This is a genomic window from Halorubrum sp. 2020YC2 (assembly GCF_018623055.1).
GTDB lineage: Archaea > Halobacteriota > Halobacteria > Halobacteriales > Haloferacaceae > Halorubrum.
The window spans coordinates 2,896,811-2,915,054 of the sequence record NZ_CP076019.1; the positions used below are offsets into that span (position 1 = coordinate 2,896,811).

Below are 18,244 nucleotides of genomic sequence, written 5' to 3' on the forward strand. Positions count from 1 at the left end.
GAAACACTACCCTTTTGACCCTCCTTTCGGTAACACTCGGTATAATGGGCCGACGCAAGAAGATCGTTCAGGAATGTGAACGGCTGATGGACTCCCCGGAGAACATCCGGAACATCGCCATCGCCGCCCACGTCGACCACGGGAAGACGACGCTCTCCGACAACCTACTGGCGGGCGCCGGCATGATCTCCGAGGACACCGCGGGCGAGCAGCTCGCGATGGACACGAAGGAGGACGAGCAGGAGCGCGGGATCACCATCGACGCGGCGAACGTCTCGATGACCCACGAGTACGAGGACACCAACCACCTCGTCAACCTCATCGACACCCCGGGCCACGTGGACTTCGGTGGCGACGTCACCCGCGCGATGCGCGCGGTCGACGGCGCGCTGGTGGTCGTCGACGCCGTCGAGGGCGCCATGCCCCAGACGGAGACGGTGCTCCGGCAGGCGCTCCGCGAGGGCGTGAAGCCGACGTTGTTCATCAACAAGGTCGACCGCCTCATCTCGGAGCTTCAGGAGGGGCCCCAGGAGATGCAGGAACGGCTGATGTCCGTCATCGCGGACGTCAACGAGCTCATCCGCGGGATGGCCGAGAACATGGACGACATCCCCGAGGACTGGACCGTCTCCGTCGAGGACGGCACGGTCGGGTTCGGCTCCGCGCTGTACAAGTGGGGCGTCTCGATGCCGTCGATGCAGCGGACCGGCATGGACTTCGGCGACATCATGGAGCTGGAACAGAACGACAAGCGGCAGGAGCTCCACGAGCGGACGCCGCTTTCGGACGTCGTGCTCGACATGGTCTGCGAGCACTTCCCGAACCCGGTCGACGCCCAGCCCCGCCGCGTTCCGCGCATCTGGCGCGGCGACCCCGAGTCCGAGCTGGCCGACACGATGCGGCTGGTCGACGAGGACGGCGAGGTCGTCTTCATGGTCACCGACATCTCCATGGACCCGCACGCGGGCGAGATCGCGACGGGCCGCGTCTTCTCCGGAACCTTAGAGAAGGGGCAGGAGCTGTACGTCTCCGGGACCGCCGGCAAGAACAGAATTCAGAGCGTCGGGCTGTTCATGGGGTCCGAGCGCGAGGAGGTGGACCGCGTCCCGGCGGGGAACATCGCGTCGGTCACCGGCCTGCGTGACGCCATCGCCGGCTCGACCGTCTCCTCCGTGGAGATGACGCCGTTCGAGTCGATCGAGCACATCTCCGAGCCGGTCATCACGAAGTCCGTCGAGGCCCAGAACATGGACGACCTGCCGAAGCTCATCGAGACGCTCCAGCAGGTCGCCAAGGAGGACCCGACGATCCAGATCGAGATCAACGAGGACACCGGCGAGCACCTCATCAGCGGGCAGGGCGAGCTTCACCTCGAAGTGATCACCCAGCGGATCCGCGACAACCAGGGCATCCCGGTCATCACCGGCGAACCGATCGTCGTGTTCCGCGAGCAGCCTCAGGAGTCGTCCCGCGAGGTCGAGGGGCAGTCGCCCAACCGGCACAACAAGTTCTACATCACCGTCGAGCCGATGGATCAGGAGATCGTCGACGCCATCCAGCTCGGCGAGGTCTCGATGGACATGCCCGAACTGGAGCGCCGCGAGGCGCTGCAGGAGGCCGGCATGGACAAAGACACCTCCCAGAACGTCGAGGACATCCACCGGACCAACATCCTCATCGACGACACGAAGGGTATCCAGCACCTCAACGAGACGATGGAGCTGGTCCTCGAAGGGCTTCAGGAGGCGCTCGACGACGGCCCGCTGGCCGCCGAGCCCGTTCAGGGGTCGCTGTTCCGACTCCACGACGCGAAGCTCCACGAGGACACCATCCACCGCGGGCCCGCGCAGGTCATCCCGGCGGTCCGCGACGCGGTCCACCGCTCGCTGATCGACGGCGAGGTCCGCCTGCTGGAGCCGATTCAGGACGTCCGGATCGACGTCCCCTCGGAGCACATGGGCGCCGCGTCCGGCGAGATTCAGGGCCGTCGCGGCCGCGTCGACGACATGTACCAGGAAGGCGACCTCATGGTCGTCGAGGGCATCGCGCCCGTCGAGGAGATGATCGGGTTCTCCTCCGATATCCGCTCGGCCACCGAGGGCCGCGCCTCGTGGAACACCGAGAACGCGGGCTTCCGCGTGCTCGTCGACAACCTCCAGCGCGAGAAGATCATGGAGATCCGCGAGCGCAAGGGGATGAAGCTGGAACTGCCGCAGTCGATCGACTACTTCTAAGTCGACGGCGCGGTCCGCGGTCTGCGGCTTTCTCTGTCTCTCCGTCTTCGCCGTTCTCTCCCCGACAGAGGCGTGTTCGCCCGCTTTCGAGTCGCATCGATACCGTGTGCCGCGTTGGCAGACGGGAAAGCGAGGCAACGCCTGCCCCCGCCGAAGGCTTATACCGGATCGTCCGACTCCGTTCGGGTATGCAGACGGGCACGACTCCCCCCCGACGCACCGCGACGGAGCCACCGAGCGACCGCTCCACGGCGGGGACAGAGACGTGTCCGCGGACGCTCGACCGCGGGGCGGAGGTGGCGGCGTGAGCGACCGTCGAGACGGGGCGCCCGAGGGCGTCGTCGACGGACCCGGGTCGGCCGACGGCGGCCACGCGGCGACCGCCCCCTCGACGCACACGGTTCGGCTGGAGCTCGTCGACGAGCCGGGCCAGCTGCTCGCCGCGCTCCACCCGATCGCGGACAACGGCGGGAACCTCCTGTCTATCTACCACGAGCGCGGGAACAAGACGCCGCGCGGTCGGATCCCGGTCGAGGTGGACTTCGAGGCGACCCCCGACCGGTTCGAGGAGATAGTCGACGCGCTCCGCAGCGAGGGCGTGAACGTGATGCAGGCGGGGACGGAGCGGTACGCGGAGGAGGTGACGCTGCTCATGTTCGGCCACCTCGTCGACACCGACCTCTCCGACACGCTTTCGCGGATCGAGTCCTGCGAGTCGGCCTCGGTGGCCGACGTGTCGCTCGCGGCCCCGCAGGGCACCGAGGAGGTGTCGAGCGCGCGGCTTCGCCTCGAAGCCCGCGCGGGCGAGACGGGCGCGGCGCTGGCGGCGGTCCGCGACATCGCGGCCGAGAAGGAGCTCCGCGTCGTCGAGCCGCTCACGGGGGTGGACGCGTGAGGCTCGCCGTGATGGGCGCGGGCGCGGTCGGGCGCTCCGTCGTCGAGTTGGCCCGGGAGTACGGCCACGAGGTCGTCGCGGTCGCGGACTCGTCGAGCGCGGCCGTCGCGGACGGGACGGGCGGCGCGACCGTCGGCGTCGACCCGGACGCGGTCGTCGCCCGGAAGGCGGAGCGGGGGATCGTCGGGGACGGCGATCCCGCCGACGCCCTCGCGGCCGACTACGACGCCCTCGTGGAGGCGACGCCGACGACGCTCGATGACGCCGAGCCGGGCTTCTCGCACGTGACGACCGCCCTGGAGCGCGACCGCCACGCCGTCCTCGCGAACAAGGGACCGGTCGCGGAGCGGTTCGGTGACCTGCGGGCCGCCGTCGACGACAGCGACGGCGAGATCCGGTTCGAGGCGACCGTCGGCGGCGCGATCCCGGCGGTATCGACCGTCGAGGATGTCGAACCCGGGCACGTCACCGCGGTCCGCGGCGTGCTCAACGGGACGGCGAACTTCATCCTGACGCGGATGGCCGCCGAGGGTCTCGACTACGAGCACGTGCTCGCGGAGGCGCAGGACCTCGGGGTCGCGGAGGCGGACCCCTCCTTCGACGTGGACGGCACCGACGCGGCGCTGAAGTGCGTCATCCTCGCGAACGTCCTCTCCTTCGGCGCGGCCGACGACCCGGCCGACGCGCGGGAGTTCACGCTCGACGACGCCGACGTGTCGGGCATCCGTGACGTGCCCGGCTCCGCGCTGCGGCTCGCGGCCGAGGACGGACGGACGGTGCGGCTGATCGGGGAGGCGACCGGCGAGACCGTCCGAGTCGCGCCGCGGCTCGTCCCCGAAAACGGGACGCTCGCGGTCTCCGGCACGCAGAACATCGTCCAGATCGAGACCTCTCATGCCGGCCGGCTCAACATCTCCGGCCGGGGCGCGGGCGGTCCCGAGACCGCGAGTGCGGTCCTCGGAGACGTGGGGCGGTTGGAGTAGTCGGCGTCGCGGGGCGCACGCGCTCGGTGACTGCCTGCCTCACCCGCCCCGTGAGGGGGCGTGACGTGCCCCGCCTTGTCGAGAATCGCCGGACCGCGGCGCGACGCTCTGTGTCCCGTATCGAAACCGTTTTAGTGGAATCACCCGAAACTTACTCACAGAGCGCCTTAGCGCGTGATTACCCCATGAGTGACAAACCGCACCAGAATCTGGCCATCATCGGCCACGTCGACCACGGCAAGAGTACGCTCGTGGGTCGCCTCCTCTTCGAGACGGGGAGCGTCCCCGAGCACGTAATCGAGCAGCACCGCGAGGAAGCCGAAGAGAAGGGCAAGGGCGGCTTCGAGTTCGCCTACGTGATGGACAACCTCGCCGAGGAGCGCGAGCGCGGCGTCACGATCGATATCGCCCACCAGGAGTTCGACACGGACAACTACTACTTCACCATCGTCGACTGCCCGGGCCACCGTGACTTCGTGAAGAACATGATCACGGGCGCCTCGCAGGCCGACAACGCGGTGCTCGTCGTCGCGGCCGACGACGGCGTCGCGCCCCAGACCCGAGAGCACGTGTTCCTGGCCCGCACGCTGGGTATCAACGAGCTCATCATCGGCGTCAACAAGATGGACCTGGTCGACTACCAGGAGTCCACCTACAAGGAGGTCATCGGCGAGGTCGAGGACCTGCTCAACCAGGTCCGCTTCGCGACCGACGACACGACGTTCGTGCCGATCTCGGCGTTCGAGGGCGACAACGTCTCCGAGGAGTCCGAGAACACGCCGTGGTACGACGGCGACACCCTGCTGGAGTCGCTCAACGACCTGCCGGAGTCCGAGCCGCCGACGGACGCGCCGCTCCGACTCCCGATCCAGGACGTTTACACCATCTCCGGCATCGGGACCGTCCCCGTGGGACGCGTCGAGACCGGGATTCTCAACACCGGCGACAACGTCTCCTTCCAGCCGTCCGACGTGGGCGGCGAGGTGAAGACGGTCGAGATGCACCACGAAGAGGTGCCCAAGGCCGAGCCCGGCGACAACGTCGGGTTCAACGTCCGCGGCATCGGCAAGGACGACATCCGCCGCGGCGACGTCTGTGGCCCGGCCGACGACCCGCCGAGCGTCGCGGAGACGTTCAAGGCGCAGGTCGTCGTCATGCAGCACCCGTCGGTCATCACGGCCGGCTACACCCCGGTCTTCCACGCCCACACGGCGCAGGTCGCCTGTACGATCGAGTCCATCGATCAGAAGATCGACCCCTCGTCCGGTGAGGTCGCCGAGGAGAACCCGGACTTCATCAAGTCCGGCGACGCCGCGGTCGTCACCGTGCGCCCCCAGAAGCCGCTCAGCATCGAGCCGTCCGGCGAGATTCCGGAACTCGGCAGCTTCGCCATCCGCGACATGGGTCAGACCATCGCGGCCGGCAAGGTGCTCGAAGTCAACGAGCGATAATCGATGCAGCAGGCACGCGTCCGCCTCGCCGGCACGAGCCCCGAGGACCTCGACGACATCTGCGACGACGTCCGCGAGATCGCGGACTCGACGGGGGTCGCCCTGTCGGGCCCGATCCCGCTGCCGACGAAGACGCTCGAGATCCCGTCGCGAAAGTCCCCGGACGGTGAGGGGACGGCGACGTGGGAGCACTGGGAGATGCGCGTCCACAAGCGGCTTATCGACATCGACGCCGACGAACGCGCGCTCCGCCAGCTCATGCGCGTCCAAGTGCCGAACGACGTCAGCATCGAGATCGTTCTCGAAGACTGAGCGCTAGGGCGTTTCTCTTTCACCCCTTTCGTTTTTTGACCCGTCCAGCGACGGCGTCGTCCATCTCGCTTCGTCCGGTGCGGTCAGCCGCCCGCTTACCGCGCGTCGAGCAGACCCGTGCGGCCCGCGACGAGGCCGCAGAACGCCCCGGTCGCGTGCGCGATCAGCGCGACGCCGGGCGCGGCCGTCGTCGCGGTGAGGACGACGGCGACGAGGCCGAACAAGGCGAGTTGGACCCGCGGCGAGAGGCGCAGGCGGTCGAACAGCGTCTCGCTCACGACGTTGCCCGCGAGCAGGTAGCCGCCGAGCGCGAAGACGGCGCCGCTGATCCCCAACACGGCGGCCGGGGGGCCGAGCAGGCCCCCGAGCGTCACCTGCGCGACGCCGGCGAGCGCGCCGGTGGTCACGACGAACGCGTGGAACCGGGCGCGGGTCGTCCGGCGCTCGACGAGGGGGCCGACGAAAAGCAGCGCGAGGGCGTTCGCCAGCAGGTGGCCGACGGAGCCGTGCGCGTACACGCTCGTGACGAGCGTCCACGGGGCGACGGCGACGGGCGTCGACAGCGCGAACAGGCCGGCGAGGCCGACGACGCCGAGCGCGGCCTGCGCGGCGCCGACGAGGAGGGTGATTCCGAGCGTTTCGAGGGTGGCACGCATTGAGCGAGCGTTGGGACCGCGCGGTGAAAAGGCTGTGTCGGTCCGACTCCGCTCGCGGTCTCGCCGCTCGCGACTCAGATCACGTCGTCGGGGTCGTGCGCGTCCGCCATCCGCGTCGCCTCGGCGGCGTACCGCTCGCGGTCGACGGGGTCGTCGACGGTCCCGACGTTCGACGGCGCCGCGTCGACGGCGGCCGTGGTGTCGCGCACGTCCGTAAAGGAGGTGAGCGCGCGCTCCTTCCGGAAGTAGCGCTCGCCGTCCGGCGTCGCGTACGTGAGGATCACCATGTTCTGCTCGTCGTCAGAGTAGGTGCGCTCGACGAGCCACATCCGCACGCCGTCGGCCGCGGAGCCGGAGGACGCCTCGTTCGCGTTCATGTGCGGTATTTCGGTTCCCACGAACAAACGTGTTGCCCCGGGCTGAGCCCCTTCGTTTCGCCTCCGCGAACCGCCAGCGTTTTATTCTTTAGGCCGACCTAAACGGATAGATGAATCCCCGCGTCGCCGCCGCTCGGCTCCGCGAGCGCCTCGTCCGGTTCTGCGAGCGTCTCCCTCGGGGGTCGCTCGCGGTCGCGGGGACGGTCCTCGTCCTCGCGGTCGGCGGCGCGGTGCTGGCGCGTACCCTCGACGTTGAGGCCGTCGTCTCGGCGGCGACCGCCGCGGACCCGGCCCCGATCATCGCGGCGGTCGGCGTCTACGTCGCCTCGTGGCCGGTCCGCGGCCGGCGGTACGGCGACGTGCTCGCGCCGATGGGCCACCGGTGTCGCACGGCGTTCCTCACGGCGGCGGTGTTCGCGAGCCAGACCGCGAACCTGATCGTCCCCGCGCGGGCCGGCGACGGGGTGCGCGCGTACCTGCTGAACGACCGACGCGGCGTCCCGTACCCGACGGGGGTCGCGTCGCTGGCGGTCGAGCGCGCCTTCGACCTGGTCGCGCTGGGCGCGCTCGGCGGCGCCGCGCTCGCGGCCCTGCTCGTCGACGGGCGGGCCGTGGCGCCGGACGGGTCGGGACCGGCGGTCGTGGCCGCCACGGGAACCGCGCTCGCGGCCGCGCTGTTCTCCGCGGGCGTCGTCGCGGTCGCGCGGAGCGACCGTCGGTTCGGCCCGGCCCTCCGCGACCGCGCCGAGGGGTCCCGGCTCTCGCGGGTCGTCGACGCTGCGGTCCGCTTCGGCGCCGCGGTCCGCGTCGTCGCCGCGGACGGGGGCGCCGTCGCCCGGGTGTTCCTCGCGAGCGGCGTCGTGTGGGGGGTAGACGTTTTGACCGCCGTCCTCGTCCTCGCGGCGCTCGTGGGCGGGTTCGGCGGGAGCGTCGCCCCCCCGACGCTCCTCGTCGTCGGCACCCTCGCCGTCTCGGCCGGGAACCTCGCGAAGGTGTTGCCGCTCTCGCAGGGCGGGATCGGGCTGTACGAGGCGGCGTTCACCGGCATCGTCGTCGCGACCACCCCGATCCCCGCCGAGACCGCGCTCGCCGCGGCGGCGCTCGACCACGCGCTGAAAAACGCCGTCACGCTCGCGGGCGGCGGCCTCGTCGCGGGCGCCTTCGACCTCTCCGTGACGGGCGTGCCCGACGAGTCGGAGCGGGAACGAGACACGGGGGCGACGCGGCCGACGGCGGACCGCTAATCTTTTAGGTTGGCCTAAAAACAAGGAGGTATGAACGCGACCGACTCGGACCGCGACGGTCCGGACGTCTGCGTGATCGTCCCGACGATACGGGAGTACGACTGCGTCCGCGCGTACGTCGAGAACGCCCGCGAACACGGCTTCGACGTCTCGCGGCTTCACTTCCTCTTAGTCACCGAGGACTTCTGTGACGTCTCGGAGATGCGCGCCATGCTCGACGACCTCGGCGTCTCCGGCGAGGTGTTCGACGGCGGCCGCCGCGAGGAGTGGTATGAGGCCAACGGCGTCGCGGAGTACGGCCACGTCGTCCCGGCCGCGAGCCACGCCGAGACGAGCTTCGGGCTGCTGTACATGTGGGCCGACGACTCCTTCGACTGCGGCCTCTTCATCGACGACGACACGCTCCCCCACGACGGCGCCGACTACTTCGGTCGCCACATGGAGAACCTCGCGTTCGAGGGCTCGGTCGAACGGGTCAGTTCGGACGAGGACTGGGTGAACGTCCTCTACGACAACGCCGACGAACACGGTCTCTACCCGCGCGGCTACCCCTACGCCGCGATGGACGAGACGGTCGAGACGGATTCCGTCGACATCGAGTCCGGCGAGGTGGTCGCCTCGCAGGGGCTGTGGACGAACGTCCCCGACCTCGACGCGGTCCGAATCTTAATGGACGGCGACTTAGAGGGGCAGGCGCAGACCCGCACGAGCGCGGACGACTTCGGGGACGACTTCGTCGCCGCGCGCGGCAACTACCTCACCGTCTGCTCGATGAACCTCGCGTTCCGCCGCGAGGTGATCCCCGCGTTCTACCAGCTGCCGATGGACGACAACGAGTGGGACGTGGGCCGGTTCGACGACATTTGGTCGGGCCTGTTCTTAAAGCGCGCCTGCGACGTGCTGGGCAAGCGGATCTACAACGGCGACCCGCTGTGTGAACACAACAAGGCCCCGCGCTCGACGTTCGACGACCTCGCGAACGAGGTGGCGGGACTGGAGCTGAACGAGCACGTCTGGGAGGTGATAGACAGCGTGGAATCTCCGGTTCCACGGGCCGCTCAGACGGCGGAGCCGTCTGAGGACGAGGCGGGCGACGACGCCGACTCGTTCGCGGCGGTCTTCGATGGGATGGCCGACGCGCTCGCGGAAGGCGACTTCGAGGAGTGGAACAACGGCGCGTTCCTCAACTACTGCGGCGAGTACATGCGCGACTGGCTCGACTGCCTCGACGCGATCCGCCGGACGCCGGCGGTCGCGGACGACTGAACCGACACGACTAAAACCATTTAGGCAAGCCTAAAACACATGACGAACCACGATCACACGGAGACGGGAGTGGACCGGAGACGGTTCATCGCGAGCGCCGCCGCGGTCGGCGCGGTCGGGCTCGCGGGCTGTACGGGCGGGGAAACGGACGGCGGCGGCGCGGAGTCGTCGATCGGACAGATCGGCTCCGGCCGCGAGGGGCGCGGGCTGCCGGGCGGCACGCCGGTCTCCGAGATGCCCGACCTCTCGGGCGAACTGACGGTGTACTCCGGCCGCAACGAGTTCCTCGTGGGACCGCTCGTCGAGTACATCGACGAGCAGTACCCCGACCTCGACCTGACGGTTCGGTACAACAGCTCCACCGACCACGTCAACTCGATACTCAACGAGGGCAACGGGTCGCCGGCGGACGTGTTCTACTCGGTGAACGCGGGGTCGCTCGGTGCCCTCGCGAGCGAGGGGCGCACGCAGGCGATCCCCGACGACGTGGCCGACCTGGTCCGCGAGGAGTTCCGGACCGACCAGTGGATCGGCACCTCTGGCCGCGCCCGGACGGTCCCGTACGACAGCGACGAGTACGACGACGCGGACGTGCCCAGCGACATCATGGCGTTCCCAGAGGAGTTCGACGGCGACCTCGCGTGGGCGCCCTCCTACGGCTCCTGCCAGGCGTTCGTCACCGCGATGCGGAACCTCGAAGGCGACGAGGCCACCCGCGAGTGGCTCGAGGCCGTCGTCGACTCGGGGGCCACCGCGTACAACAACGAGTTCCGCGTCTGCGAGGAGATCGCGGACGGGAACGTCGACGCCGGCTTCACGAACCACTACTACATCCAGCGCGTCCTCGACGGGAGCCCGGACGCGGCCATCGACACCGCCTTCACCGAGGGGGACGCAGGCGCGGTGTTCAACGTCGCGGGCGCCGCGATCGTCGACACCGCCTCGGACGTCGAACTCGCCGGGAACTTCGTCCGCCACCTGCTGTCGGCCGAGGCGCAGGACTACTTCGCGCGCTCGACGTTCGAGTACCCGCTCATCCCCGACGTGGAGCCGATAGGCGACCTCCCGACGATCGACGAGTTGGACGTGCCGGACCTCGACCTGACGGAGCTGTCCGACCTGGAGGCGACCGTCGACCTGATGCGCGAGGCCGGCGTCGACATCTGACGCCTCTCGCCCCGTGTCGTCCCGCTTCGACTCGTCGCTTCCCGTGCGGCTCGCGGCCCGGTCCCGGCAGCGACTCGCCCGCGCCGATCGGGTGACCGCGGCCGCGGTCTGCGTCTCGCTGGCCGCCGGGCTCCTGACGTTTACCGTCGCCGCGACGCTGTTCTCGCACCACTCCGCGAACCACGACGAGGGCGTCTACCTCACGCAGGCCGCGCTCCTCTTAGGCGGCCAACTGGAGTTCCACGCCGGCGCGCTCGCGGACGCCGTCCACCCGTGGTTCTTCGTCGAGGACGGCGGCCGGCTCTACCCGAAGTACAGCCCCGTCCCGGCGGCGACGTACGCGATATCGATGGCCCTCTTCGACGAGCCGCGGGTGACGCTCGCGGCGATCGCCGCGGGCAACGCCGCGCTCGTCTACCTGCTCGGCGCGACGACCGCCGGCCGGCGGGCGGGTCTCGCGGCGGCCGTCCTGTTCGCGGCGTCACCGATGGCGATCCTGACGGGCGCCGCGTTCCTCCCGTACGCGCCCACGACGTTCTTCAACCTCCTGTTCGCGGTCGCGTACCTCCGGAGCGTCCGCGACGGGTCGACGGCGGCCGCCGGGGTCGCGGGCGTCGCCGTCGGGGTCGCCTTCTTCGCGCGCCCGTTCACCGCGGTGCTGTTCGCGCTCCCGTTCATCTGTCACGCGCTGTGGCGGGTGGGGTCGGCGGTCGCGGCCGAGGGGCTGGGGAGCCTGAAGCGCTCGTCGCTCCCCGGTCCCGTCCGGAGACACGGACTGACGGCGCTTTTCGGAACCCTCTTCGTCGGCGTGACGCTCGCGTACAACCTCCGGATCACGGGGTCGCCGCTCACCTTCCCGTATCAGGCGTTCGCGCCCATGGACGGGCCGGGCTTCGGTCAGCGCCGCATCCTCGGCCACTCGGTCGAGTACACGCCCGCGCTGGCGCTGGAATCGAACGGTTACGCGCTGCGGGAGCTGGCGACGCGGTGGGTCGCGGGCGGGCCGCTCGGGACGCTGCTCGCGCTCGTCGGCGGCGCGCTCGCGGTCCGGCGGTGGCGCGCGCGCGCCGACCTCGCGGGCGGGTCTTCCGAGGCCGCTCCCGGCGGTTCTCCGTCGCTCCGGCGGCTCGCTGCGCTGCTCCTCGCCGGCGTCGTCGTCGCGGTCGTCGTCGGGAACCTGTTCTTCTGGGGGACGCACAACGCGCTCGCCGACCTCTCGGACCCGACCGACGGGCTGGCGTCGCTGTTCGGTCCCTTCTACCACTTCGACCTGCTCGTCCCGCTGTCGGTGTTCGGGGGAATCGCCGTCGCGGCCGCCGCCCGGGCGCTGCCGCGGCTTCGCGCCGCCCTCGCCGCGCGGACCGGCTCCGAGCGGAGCGCGCGGGTCGCGGTCGCCGTCCTCGTCGCCGTCGCCCTCGTCGCCGCGTCCGGCGCCGCGGTCGCGGCCGCGAGCGACCCGGTCGAGCGCAACGCGGCGGTCGACGCCAAACACGAGGCCGCGTACGCGCCGTTCGACGAGACGGAGTTCACCGACGCGCTGGTGTTCGTCCCCACCCCGTACGGCGAGTGGATCGCGCACCCGTTCCAGGGGCTCCGGAACGGGCCCGGACTCGACGGCGACGCGGTGTACGCGCTCGACCGCGACCCGGAGGAGGACTTCGCGGTCCTCGACGCCTACCCGAACCGGACGCTCTATCGGTACGGCTACCGCGGCGCGTGGACCGCGGACCCCGCGGACCGCGTCACGCCGAAGCTGGAGCCGATCGAGGTGCGCGACGGCTCGCGGGTGGACGCCGAGACGACGGTCGGGGTCCCGGAGCGCGTCGACAGCGCGCGGGTCCGCGTCGAGACGCGCCGCGGAGAGGGGCGCGCGGGGTACACCGTGACCGACCCCGAGGCCGGCGAGCCGCTCGCGGTCGAGTGGTCGGTCGGGAGCGACGGGGTTCGCCTGGCCGGCGCGCCGAACGGGTCGGCGTCGGTCGACCCCGCGGGCGACGTGGCGGTCCTCACCGTGACGCTGTTCGCGCCCGACGGCTCGACGTTCACCTACCGGCAGGAGGCGACGGTTCGGACCGACGACGACGAGGCGGTGGGAGGCGAGGCGGTAGGGAACGGGAGTACGGCGAACGTCGAGGTCGTCTGGCCCCCGGAGCGGTCGGTGTGTCGGCTCGTCACCGACTGCGGGAGCGAGGGAACGTACCTCTCCGACCAACCCGACGAACACGCCGAGTGGGTCGTCTTCGAAACGCGGGCCGAGGCGAGCGACTGATACGACGACCGCTTATAAATGACTGCCAGTAGATCGGCGGTCAACACCTCCAAAGCCCCAGCCGCTCGGTTATAACTAACTGACCGTGGATCGGCGGTCAACACCTCCAAAGCCCCAGCCGCGAGGCGGGCGCACGTTCGCTGCGCTCCTCGTCGCTCGTTTCACTCGCTCCTGCGGTGCTTACATCACCTGCGCCCGCCTCGCGGCTGCCCCTTTGAGTCCCACCCCGCACCGCACAGCACCGCACCTCACGCCTCCCCAGCCTCGTCGGCCGCCCGTCGCTCCGCTCCGGGCGCCCGACTCCCTCGCGCGTGATCCTCGCGGCCGCCTCCGGCGGCCGCTCGCAGGCACGCGCCACCGCTGCGTTTATTTATAAATAGTCGGCGCCGTCGCTCACGAGTGTACAAACGTCGCCGGCGGCGGTCTACTGTGCCCACAGTATCTGTCCGGACCGCCGTCCGACGACTGTGTCGAGGGGGAAGCGCCCTCAGAAGCGCCGCAGCCGCTCTTCGAGGCAGACGGTGACGATCGACTTCGCGATGGCGGCGCCGCCGCCGATCGGGTCGAGTTTCGTCTCCCCGAGGCGCTCGGCGTACCGGATCGGGCGCTCGCGCACGTCGTAGCCGCGCATCAGCGGGCGGATCAGGAGTTCGGCGGAGAGACCGGTGTTCTCCGTCCAGCCGATCTCCTCGACCACGTCGCGGCGGTACGCCCGCATCCCGGTGGTAGTGTCGTGGACGCGCTCGCCCATCAGGAGGGAGGCGAGCGCCGCGAACGCGTGGTTGCCGAACCGGTTGAGCGCCGGCATCGCCTCGGCGCCGTGGTAGAGGCGGTCGCCGCTCACCACGTCCGCGCCGTCGTTGATCGCTTCGAGGAACTCCGGTAACGCCTCCATCGGGTAGGTGTCGTCGCAGTCGGTCGTGACGACGACCGGGCGGTCGGGCGTCAGGATCGCCTCGCGGACGGCGACGCCGTACCCCTGTGGCTCCTGTTCGATGACCCGCGCGCCGTGCTCGCGGGCGATCTCCGGCGTACGGTCCGAGGAGCCGTCGACGCAGACGACCTCGGCTCTCCCGTCGGTCACCTCGTCGATGTCCTCAAGCACCGTCGCGATGGCCTCCGCCTCGTTGTACGTCCCCATCACGACGCTGAGGTCGTCGAAGGTGTACGGTGCCGAGCCGTCGGCGGTCGCGTCCGCCTCGTCCGTCGCGTCGATTTCGTCCGTTGCGGCCGCCTCGCTGCCGTCCTCGACCGCGGCCGCCGAGCCGTTCGTCGCGTGCGCTGAGTCGCTCATTACCCGCATCTCCGTTCGCACCCACTTGAGTTTTTAGGTTTACCTAAAATAATGGTGGCCGGCCGTCAGGACTCGTCGTCGAGCCAGTCGGCCACGTCGTCCCCGACGCGCAGGGCGAGCGCGGCGATGGTGAGCGTCGGGTTCATCGCGCCGCTCGTCGGGAAGACGGAGCTGGAGGCGATCCAGCAGTTGCCGAGGTCGTGGGTCCGGCAGTCGGCGTCGACGACGCCCGCCTCGGGGTCGTCGCTCATCCGCGTCGTCCCCATGTGGTGGTAGGCGGGACCGGTGGCGTCCGGGCCGGCGACCCACTCCACGTCGGCGCCGAGCTCCTCTAAGACCTCGACCTGAATCTCGTTGGCGCGTTCGATCGTGTCGAGCGCGCGGTCTCCGACGGTCCACTCGATCCGCGGGACCGGGTTCCCGCGGTCGTCGGTGCGGTCGTCCGCGAGCGTCACGCGGCTGTCGGCGTCGGGGAGCTGCTCGACGAGGCCGCCCATCGCGACGTGGTTGCCGTACTCGTCGCGCAGTCGGTCGCGGAGCGGGTCGCCCCAGTCGTCGCCGGTGAGGGCCGACTCCACCGGCGAGGGCCCGGCGTAGTTGAAGAACTCCAGCTTGAACGGGGCCTGCTCCTCGTCGGCCTCGTCGTAGAACTGGTCGCAGGCGCTGGTGTAGAAGCCGACGTGGTTCTGTCTCGTCTCCTCGTCGAGCGTGCCGCCCGCGCCCGCGAACAGGTGGTCCATGAAGAACTCCCCGACGTGGCCGCTCCCGTTCGCGAGGCCGTCCGGGTAGCGGTCCGACGCCGAGAGGAGCAGGAGCCGCGGCGTCTCCACGCCCCCCGCGGCGACGACGAACGCGTCCGCCTCCTGCCGGTGCCGCTCCCCGTCCGGCGTCGCGTAGACGGCCGCGGTCACCCGGTCGTCGCCGTCGTGTTCGAGGCGCTCGACCGGCGCGCGGTCGATGACCGTCGCGCCCGCCGCCTCCGCGCGCTCGACGTGGACCGTCGCGTCGTACTTCGCCCCGCTCGGGCAGACGGGCTGGCAGGTCCCGTAGCCGACGCAGGGCGACCGGTCGTCGTACGGCTCGGAGTTGCGCGCGTTCGGCACCGAGTGCATGTCGATCCCCAGCGACTCGCAGGCCTCCGCGAAAAGCGAGTCGCTGTAGGAGGGCTCGAACGCCGGCATCGGGTGCGGCTCCTCGCGGGGCGGCGCGTAGGGGTTGTCCGAGGCGCCGGCGACGCCCAACTCGCGCTCGGCCTCGGCGTAGTAGGGCCGGAGGTCCGCGTAGCCGACGGGCCAGTCGGCGCCGACGCCGCGCTCGCTCGCGGAGTCGAAGTCGTCCTCGTGGAGCCGCATCACCATCCCCTGCCAGTGCAGCGTCGACCCGCCGACGCCCTTCACGCGGGCGTGGTTGAGGGGGTACGAGCGGTCGCCGGCGTTCTCGTGGGCGTCGCGCGCGCCGCCCACGTCCCAGACGTCCGGGCGGTCGTAGGCGGGCCGGATCGCCCGCTCCTGCCTGGCGAGCCGGTCGGCGGGGTCGAACCGCGGCCCGGCGTCGAGGACCACCACGTCGCGGTCGCCGGCAAGCCGGTCCGCGACGAGCGCCCCCGCGGGACCCGCGCCGACGACGCAGACGTCGACGTCGGGGACCGGCGTCCGGTCGACGCCGCGCGTCCCGTCGCCGGCGGCCGAGCGCCCGTCGCCTACGCTCTCGGCGCCGCTCATCGCGGCCCCCGCCGATAGCTCTCGGCGCCGCCCGGGTGCCCCTGCGGGTTCTCGATACCCACCAACTCCCCGCCGGTCGGGGAGGCGTACAGCGCCAGCAGCAGTTCGTTGACGACGTAGTAGCGGACCCGCTCGGCGGTCGTCCCGTCGGGGTCCTCGTCGGCCTCGTCGGCGCCGACCTCCCGGAGGAGCCGGTCACGGTCGGCGGGGTCGAGGTCGACGACGGGCGCGCCGTGCCACGAGTTCGCGAGGTGGTTCAGCTCCGCGACCGCCTCGCGGAGCCCGGTCGCGTGCGCCGAGCCGTCGAGCCGTCCCGCGAGGAACCCCTCGACGAACTCGTCGACGCCCGTGACGTCGGACGGGTAGACGACCGACGCGACGGCGGTCAGGGTCTCGCGGACCGTCTCGTCGCCGGTCGACGGCTCGTCCGCGGTCCCGTCCGCCCCGAGTTCCTCGTCGCCCTCGCGGCCGCGGTCCGCGGCGAACCGCGCGCCGAGCGCGACCCCGCCGCTCGCGCCGAGCGCGGCCAGCGCCGCCGCCGCGTCGCGCCGCGTCAGTTCCATGCGTTTTTTAGGCAACCCTAAACTAATATATCCGTCGGAGCGCGGTCGGGGGCGCACGGGAGAGCGGCGACGACGCGCCGCCGCGACCGGATCGGAACCCCTAACGGCGGTTGCGTCCACCTTCCGACCGAGCGACCGCTTCCCGGACCATGAGCCCGATAACCCGGATCCGCGACCGGCTGACCGACGGGGAGGACCGACTACCGCTGGGGCTGACGCTGCTTTGCGCCGCCATCGCGGCGACGCTCGTCTTCCCGCTCGCGTGGCTCCTGATCGAGGCGGTCACCGTCGACCCCGTGCGCGCCGCGGACCTCACGCTCAGCGTCCGCACCGCGGAGACGGTCCTCAACAGCCTGCTGTTGATGATCGGCGTCACGACGCTGTCGATCGCGATCGGCGTCCCCCTCGCGTACCTCACCGCCCGGACGGACCTCCCCTTCCGTCGGTTCTGGGCGGTCGCGGCCGCGCTTCCGCTTGTCGTCCCGAGCTACGTCGGCGCCTTCTCGTTCGTCTCCGCGTTCGGGCCGCAGGGCGAGTTCCACGAGGTCCTCGCGCCCCTCGGGATCGAGCGGGTCCCGGAGATATACGGCCTCTCCGGGTCGATACTCGTTATCACGCTGTACACGTACCCGTACGTCTACCTGACGACGCGGGCCGCGCTGCTGTCGTTCGACACCACCCTGCTGGAGGCGGCGCGGACGCTGAACCACGGGCGGCTGGCGTCGTTCCGCCGGGTGACGCTGCCCGCGATCCGACCCGCCGTCGCCGCCGGCTCGCTGCTCGCGGCGCTGTACGCGGTCTCGGACTTCGGGACCCCCTCGATCATGCGGCTGTCGGTGTTCACCCGCCAGATCTACGTCGAGTACAACTCCTTCGGGAGCGACTACGCGGCGCTGCTCTCCTTGCAGCTGCTCGTCGTCGTCCTGTTCGTGCTCGCCTTGGAGTGGCTCGTCCGCTCGGACGCCTCCTCGCACGGCGACGACGCGGGCCGCACCGACGACCGGGTGTCGCTGGGGCGGCTGCGGTGGCCGGCGACGCTTTTGCCCGCCGGCGTCTCCGCCGTCGCGCTGCTCGTGCCGCTGTGGATCCTCGGGCTGTGGCTGGTCCGGTCGGAGTCGGGCCGCCGGCCCTCGATGGCCTTCGAGCCCGTTCAGGTGCTCAACTCCGTCTCCGTCTCCGCGGCCGCGGCGCTCGTCGCCGCGCTGGCGGCCATCCCCATCGCGTACTTCGCGGCCAACCACGACTCCCGGCTCGCGACGCTGTTCGAGCGCTCGACGTACGTCGGCTTCGCGGTGCCCGGCATCGTGCTCGCCTTGGCGCTCGTCTACTTCGGCTCCGGCTACGCGCCGTGGCTCTACCAGACGCTGCCCCTCCTTGTGTTCGCGTACGTCGTGCGGTTCCTCCCGCAGGCGGTCGGGTCGAGCCGGACCTCGATCCTTCAGGTGGACCCGCGGCTCGTGGAGGCGGGTCGGACGCTCGGGGAGTCCTCGATGGGGACGTTCAAGCGCGTGACGCTCCCGCTCACGCGCTCCGGTATCGTCGCGGGCGCCGCGCTGGTGTTCCTCACGACGATGAAGGAACTGCCCGTCACGCTGATCCTCCGTCCCTCCGGGTTCGAGACGATCGTCACCCAGATCTGGCGCGCGCAGGAGTCGGCCCTGTACCAGTACGCCGTGGTGCCGACGCTCATCCTCCTTTTCATCTCCGGGCTCTCGATGGTCGTCCTCCTCGCGCAGGAGGGCGGGCAAGAGGGGCTGTGAGGGTCGGAGACGGCGGCACCGCGCCGCCACCCCGCGCTGCCACCCCACCGCG

General features: G+C 70.7%; 15 protein-coding genes. 10 read left to right on the forward strand and 5 right to left on the reverse strand.

The genetic code is table 11. The features are described from left to right. Positions 1-44 precede the first annotated feature (44 nt). From KI388_RS14400 to rpsJ, 5 genes are all read left to right on the forward strand, one after another. Positions 45-2,234, forward strand: a complete 2,190-nt coding sequence (locus KI388_RS14400; protein WP_215087260.1) for an elongation factor EF-2 — start codon at positions 45-47, stop codon at positions 2,232-2,234. Positions 2,235-2,538: 304 nt separating this feature from the next. Further along, entirely contained in the window at positions 2,539-3,129 is a 591-nt protein-coding gene (locus tag KI388_RS14405) for an amino acid-binding protein (RefSeq protein WP_215087261.1), read from the forward strand. Then, complete coding sequence (locus KI388_RS14410) at positions 3,126-4,112, forward strand: homoserine dehydrogenase (RefSeq protein ID WP_215087262.1); 987 nt, start codon at positions 3,126-3,128, stop codon at positions 4,110-4,112. Before KI388_RS14405 ends, KI388_RS14410 begins: the two co-directional genes overlap by 4 nt. A gap of 185 nt (positions 4,113-4,297) precedes the next feature. After that, positions 4,298-5,563 (forward strand): translation elongation factor EF-1 subunit alpha, encoded by a 1,266-nt coding sequence (gene tuf, locus KI388_RS14415; protein WP_215087263.1) that lies wholly within the window; start codon positions 4,298-4,300, stop codon positions 5,561-5,563. 3 nt (positions 5,564-5,566) lie between these two features. Then, positions 5,567-5,875, forward strand: a complete 309-nt coding sequence (gene rpsJ / locus KI388_RS14420) for a 30S ribosomal protein S10 (protein ID WP_004048854.1) — start codon at positions 5,567-5,569, stop codon at positions 5,873-5,875. A gap of 95 nt (positions 5,876-5,970) precedes the next feature. On the opposite strand, the gene KI388_RS14425 is transcribed toward rpsJ, so the two are convergent. After that, positions 5,971-6,531 (reverse strand): rhomboid family intramembrane serine protease, encoded by a 561-nt coding sequence (locus KI388_RS14425; protein ID WP_215087264.1) that lies wholly within the window; start codon positions 6,529-6,531, stop codon positions 5,971-5,973. A 74-nt stretch (positions 6,532-6,605) separates the two neighbouring features. After that, a complete protein-coding gene (locus KI388_RS14430; RefSeq protein ID WP_215087265.1) occupies positions 6,606-6,908 on the reverse strand; it encodes a hypothetical protein in 303 nt (100 codons plus the stop codon). 110 nt (positions 6,909-7,018) lie between these two features. Between KI388_RS14430 and KI388_RS14435 the strand changes: the two genes are divergently transcribed. The 4 genes from KI388_RS14435 to KI388_RS14450 are packed head-to-tail and all read left to right on the forward strand — an operon-like array spanning position 7,019 to position 12,854. Further along, entirely contained in the window at positions 7,019-8,152 is a 1,134-nt protein-coding gene (locus KI388_RS14435; protein WP_215087266.1) for a lysylphosphatidylglycerol synthase transmembrane domain-containing protein, read from the forward strand. 30 nt (positions 8,153-8,182) lie between these two features. Then, on the forward strand, positions 8,183-9,418 hold the full coding sequence (locus KI388_RS14440) for an alpha-1 4-glucan-protein synthase (protein ID WP_215087267.1): 1,236 nt from the start codon (positions 8,183-8,185) through the stop codon (positions 9,416-9,418). 39 nt (positions 9,419-9,457) lie between these two features. Next, positions 9,458-10,585 (forward strand): extracellular solute-binding protein, encoded by a 1,128-nt coding sequence (locus tag KI388_RS14445; RefSeq protein ID WP_215087268.1) that lies wholly within the window; start codon positions 9,458-9,460, stop codon positions 10,583-10,585. A 43-nt stretch (positions 10,586-10,628) separates the two neighbouring features. Beyond that, on the forward strand, positions 10,629-12,854 hold the full coding sequence (locus KI388_RS14450; RefSeq protein WP_251133166.1) for a glycosyltransferase family 39 protein: 2,226 nt from the start codon (positions 10,629-10,631) through the stop codon (positions 12,852-12,854). A 487-nt stretch (positions 12,855-13,341) separates the two neighbouring features. Here KI388_RS14450 and KI388_RS14455 read toward each other — a convergent pair whose 3' ends face one another. From KI388_RS14455 to KI388_RS14465, 3 genes are all read right to left on the reverse strand, one after another. Next, positions 13,342-13,995, reverse strand: a complete 654-nt coding sequence (locus KI388_RS14455) for a dolichyl-phosphate hexose transferase (RefSeq protein ID WP_251133268.1) — start codon at positions 13,993-13,995, stop codon at positions 13,342-13,344. A 218-nt stretch (positions 13,996-14,213) separates the two neighbouring features. Continuing rightward, positions 14,214-15,869, reverse strand: a complete 1,656-nt coding sequence (locus tag KI388_RS14460; protein ID WP_215087271.1) for a GMC family oxidoreductase — start codon at positions 15,867-15,869, stop codon at positions 14,214-14,216. Beyond that, positions 15,866-16,432: a gluconate 2-dehydrogenase subunit 3 family protein gene (locus KI388_RS14465; protein WP_215087272.1), complete on the reverse strand. Its 567-nt coding sequence runs from the start codon at positions 16,430-16,432 to the stop codon at positions 15,866-15,868. Before KI388_RS14465 ends, KI388_RS14460 begins: the two co-directional genes overlap by 4 nt. A gap of 149 nt (positions 16,433-16,581) precedes the next feature. Between KI388_RS14465 and KI388_RS14470 the strand changes: the two genes are divergently transcribed. Next, a complete protein-coding gene (locus tag KI388_RS14470; protein WP_215087273.1) occupies positions 16,582-18,192 on the forward strand; it encodes an iron ABC transporter permease in 1,611 nt (536 codons plus the stop codon). Positions 18,193-18,244: the final 52 nt, after the last annotated feature.